Source organism: Motilibacter deserti (genome assembly GCF_011250635.1).
Lineage (GTDB): Bacteria > Actinomycetota > Actinomycetes > Motilibacterales > Motilibacteraceae > Motilibacter_A > Motilibacter_A deserti.
Genome location: NZ_JAANNP010000175.1, coordinates 1 through 2,902, shown reverse-complemented (window position 1 = coordinate 2,902; position 2,902 = coordinate 1). Strand labels below are relative to the sequence as shown.

The following is a 2,902-nucleotide window of genomic DNA, read 5'->3' as shown; positions in this document are numbered from 1 at the left end:
CGGAACGAGCGGCGCGCTCAGCGCGTCCGTCTCCCCGAACGTCTCCGGGACGGTGACCTTCTACCGGGTCTCGGCCGGCATGCGCTACGACCTCGCGACCGTCGCGGCGGCCAACGGCAGCGCCACCGCCTCCGGGTTCTTCCCGCAGGGGGTGTGGAGCGTGTTCGCCGAGTTCGTGCCGACGGACCCGGAGTTCACTCCGTCGACCTCGTCGGCCCGGTTGGTCCAGGTCCTGAAGTACCCGCTCACCATCGCCCTCACCTCGGGCCCCAGCCCGTCGAGCAGCCGGGCAGTGACGGTCAGCGCGAGCTATGAGTGGAACGTGCCGGGGACGCTGCGCTTCCTGGCCGGCGGCGTCGAGCTCGCTTCCGTGTCGCCGGCCACCCCCCGCGGTGTCGTGACCGCGACCATCACGCTGCCCGTCGGGAACTCGCGACTGAGCGCCACCTTCACCCCGTTCGGCGGCGAGGTGGTCACGTCCAACAGCATCCAGTTCTCCATTCTCGGAACCGGTGAGACGGCCGCGCCGATCTCTGTCACGCCCGCCACCGGCGTCCGGTTCCCGGTCGGCCGCTCCGTCTCGACGGTGCTGGCGTCGATCTCGGCACCCGGCGTGCCCGTCAGCAGCCTCTCCGCCGTCATCGAGTGGGGCGACGGGACCTTCACGCCGGGCTTCGTCGCCGGACCGACGGGCAGCCCGGTCGTCTTCGGCACGCACCGGTTCGTCATCGCTCCGTCGTCCGTCGTCACGGTCTCGGTGGTCGGACCGGACGGCCGCTACTACTACAACGGCCCGGTCAACGTGCTCGTCGGCTGATCACGCTGACGCTGGCAGGGCACGGCCGGGGGCTCCGGCCGTGCCCTGCGGCGTACGGGCACTGGGTAGTGTCGCCACCCGTGCACGTACGCCCGATCGACGCCCGGCAGCACCTCGACTTCGTCGCGAAGCAAGGCAGCGCCAGCTTCCTGCAGACGCCCGCCTGGGCCCAGGTGAAGTCCGAGTGGCGCGGCCAGTCCCTCGGGTGGTTTCACGGGGAACATCTCCTCGGCGCGGGCCTGGTGCTCTACCGCCAGCTGCCGAAGCTCAAGCGCTCCCTGGCGTACCTGCCCGAAGGCCCGCTGCTCGACTGGGACGCCGTCGCCGACGCGCCGCGTGAGTGGCTCGACCCGCTGGTGCGCGGCCTGAAGCGCGAAGGCGCGTTCGGCGTACGCATGGGGCCGCCCGTCGTCACCCGGCGCTGGGGCTCGGAGACCCTGAAGGCGGCGGTCGCGACGGGGCAGGCGACGAAGCTGGACTCGGTGCCGGCGGACGAGACGACCGACGTCGGCCGCCGGCTCGCCGCCGCGCTGCAGGCGAGCGGCTGGCGGCCGCCGCGGGCGGAGGGCGGCTTCGCGGCCGGCCAGCCGCAGTACGTCTTCCAGCTCCCACTCGCCGGCAAGACCGAGGGCGACCTGCTCAAGGGCTTCAACCAGCTCTGGCGGCGCAACGTGAAGAAGGCCGAGAAGGCCGGGGTGACCGTCGAGCTCGGCACCGCGGACGACCTGCCCGCGTTCCACGAGGTCTACGTCGAGACCGCGAAGCGCGACGGCTTCACCCCACGCCCGCTGCCGTACTTCCAGCGCATGTGGCAGGCGATGAGCGCCGAGGACCCGGAGCGGATCGCGCTGCTGCTCGCCCGCCACGAGGGCCGGCTGCTCGCCGCCACGACGCTGGTCCGCGTCGGGCGGCACGCGTGGTACTCCTACGGCGCCTCCTCCACCGAGGGGCGAGACGTCCGGCCGAGCAACGCCGTGCAGTGGCAGATGATGCGCACGTCGCTGGCGTCCGGGTGCGACGTCTACGACCTGCGCGGCATCACCGACACGCTCGACCCGCAGGACCCGCACTTCGGGCTGATCCAGTTCAAGCTCGGGACCGGCGGCGAGGCGGTCGAGTACCTCGGCGAGTGGGACCTGCCGCTCAACCGCCCGCTCTATGCGGCGTTTGACCTCTACCTCCGACGGCGAGGCTGACCCGGTGACCCTGGCACTGACCGTCGACGCGGACCGCTGGCGACGCCACCTGCAGGCGGTGCTCGACCGCAACCCCGGGCTCGTGCCCGTCATCAAGGGCAACGGGTACGGCTTCGGCGTGGCCCGGCTGGCGGCGGAGGCCCAGCGCCTCGGCGTCGACACCGTGGCCGTCGGCGAGGCGGCCGAGGCCGAGAAGGTCCGCGAGCGCTTCTCCGGCCAGATCCTGGTCATGGCGCCCTGGCACCCGCGGCTCGGCGCGTTCGAGCCCGACCCGAAGCTGCTGCGGACCGTCGCCCACGTCGAGTCGGCGCAGGCGATGGCCGGGTCCAACCACCGCATGGTGGTCGAGCTGCGGACCGCGATGAACCGCTCGGGCCTCGACCCCGCCCAGCTCGAGCAGGCCCGCGGCTACCTGCGGCGCTTCCCGAGCGCCGGCTGGGCGCTGCACCTGCCGCTCGCGGGTGACCCGGTGGCCGAGGCGCTGCGCGTCCTCGAGGGCGCGGCGATCAGCGGGCCCGACGAGACCGTCTGGGTCAGCCACGTGCTCGACGGCAAGCTGCGGGCCCTGCACCGCAGGCTCCCGGCCGTCACCCTGCGCCCGCGCGTCGGGACGGCGCTCTGGCTCGGCGACCGCAAGGCGTTCCAGGCGACCGCCACCGTGCTCGACGTCCACCGGCTCTCGCGGCGCACGCCCTATGGCTACCGGCAGCGGACGATGAAGCGCGACGGCTATCTGCTCGTCCTGTCCGGCGGCACCGGGCACGGGGTGGGGCTGGAGGCCCCGCGCTCCGTACGCGGCCTGCTGCCCCGCGCGAAGCTCGCCGCGATCGGCCTGCTCGGCGCCGGTGGTCGGACGCTCTCGCCGTACGTCGTCGGCGGCCGGCAGCGC

Annotated in this window: 3 protein-coding genes; all 3 read left to right on the top strand. The window is 73.4% G+C overall.

Features of this window, described 5'->3' with window-relative positions; all coding sequences use genetic code 11:
* A partial coding sequence (locus tag G9H71_RS21985; RefSeq protein ID WP_166284898.1) for a hypothetical protein occupies positions 1–817 on the top strand: 817 nt, incomplete at its 5' end.
* A gap of 80 nt (positions 818–897) precedes the next feature.
* Positions 898–2,013 (top strand): lipid II:glycine glycyltransferase FemX, encoded by a 1,116-nt coding sequence (locus G9H71_RS21980; protein ID WP_166284897.1) that lies wholly within the window; start codon positions 898–900, stop codon positions 2,011–2,013.
* Positions 2,014–2,017: 4 nt separating this feature from the next.
* Positions 2,018–2,902 (top strand): alanine racemase (locus tag G9H71_RS21975; protein WP_166284896.1); only part of this gene is annotated, 885 nt, incomplete at its 3' end.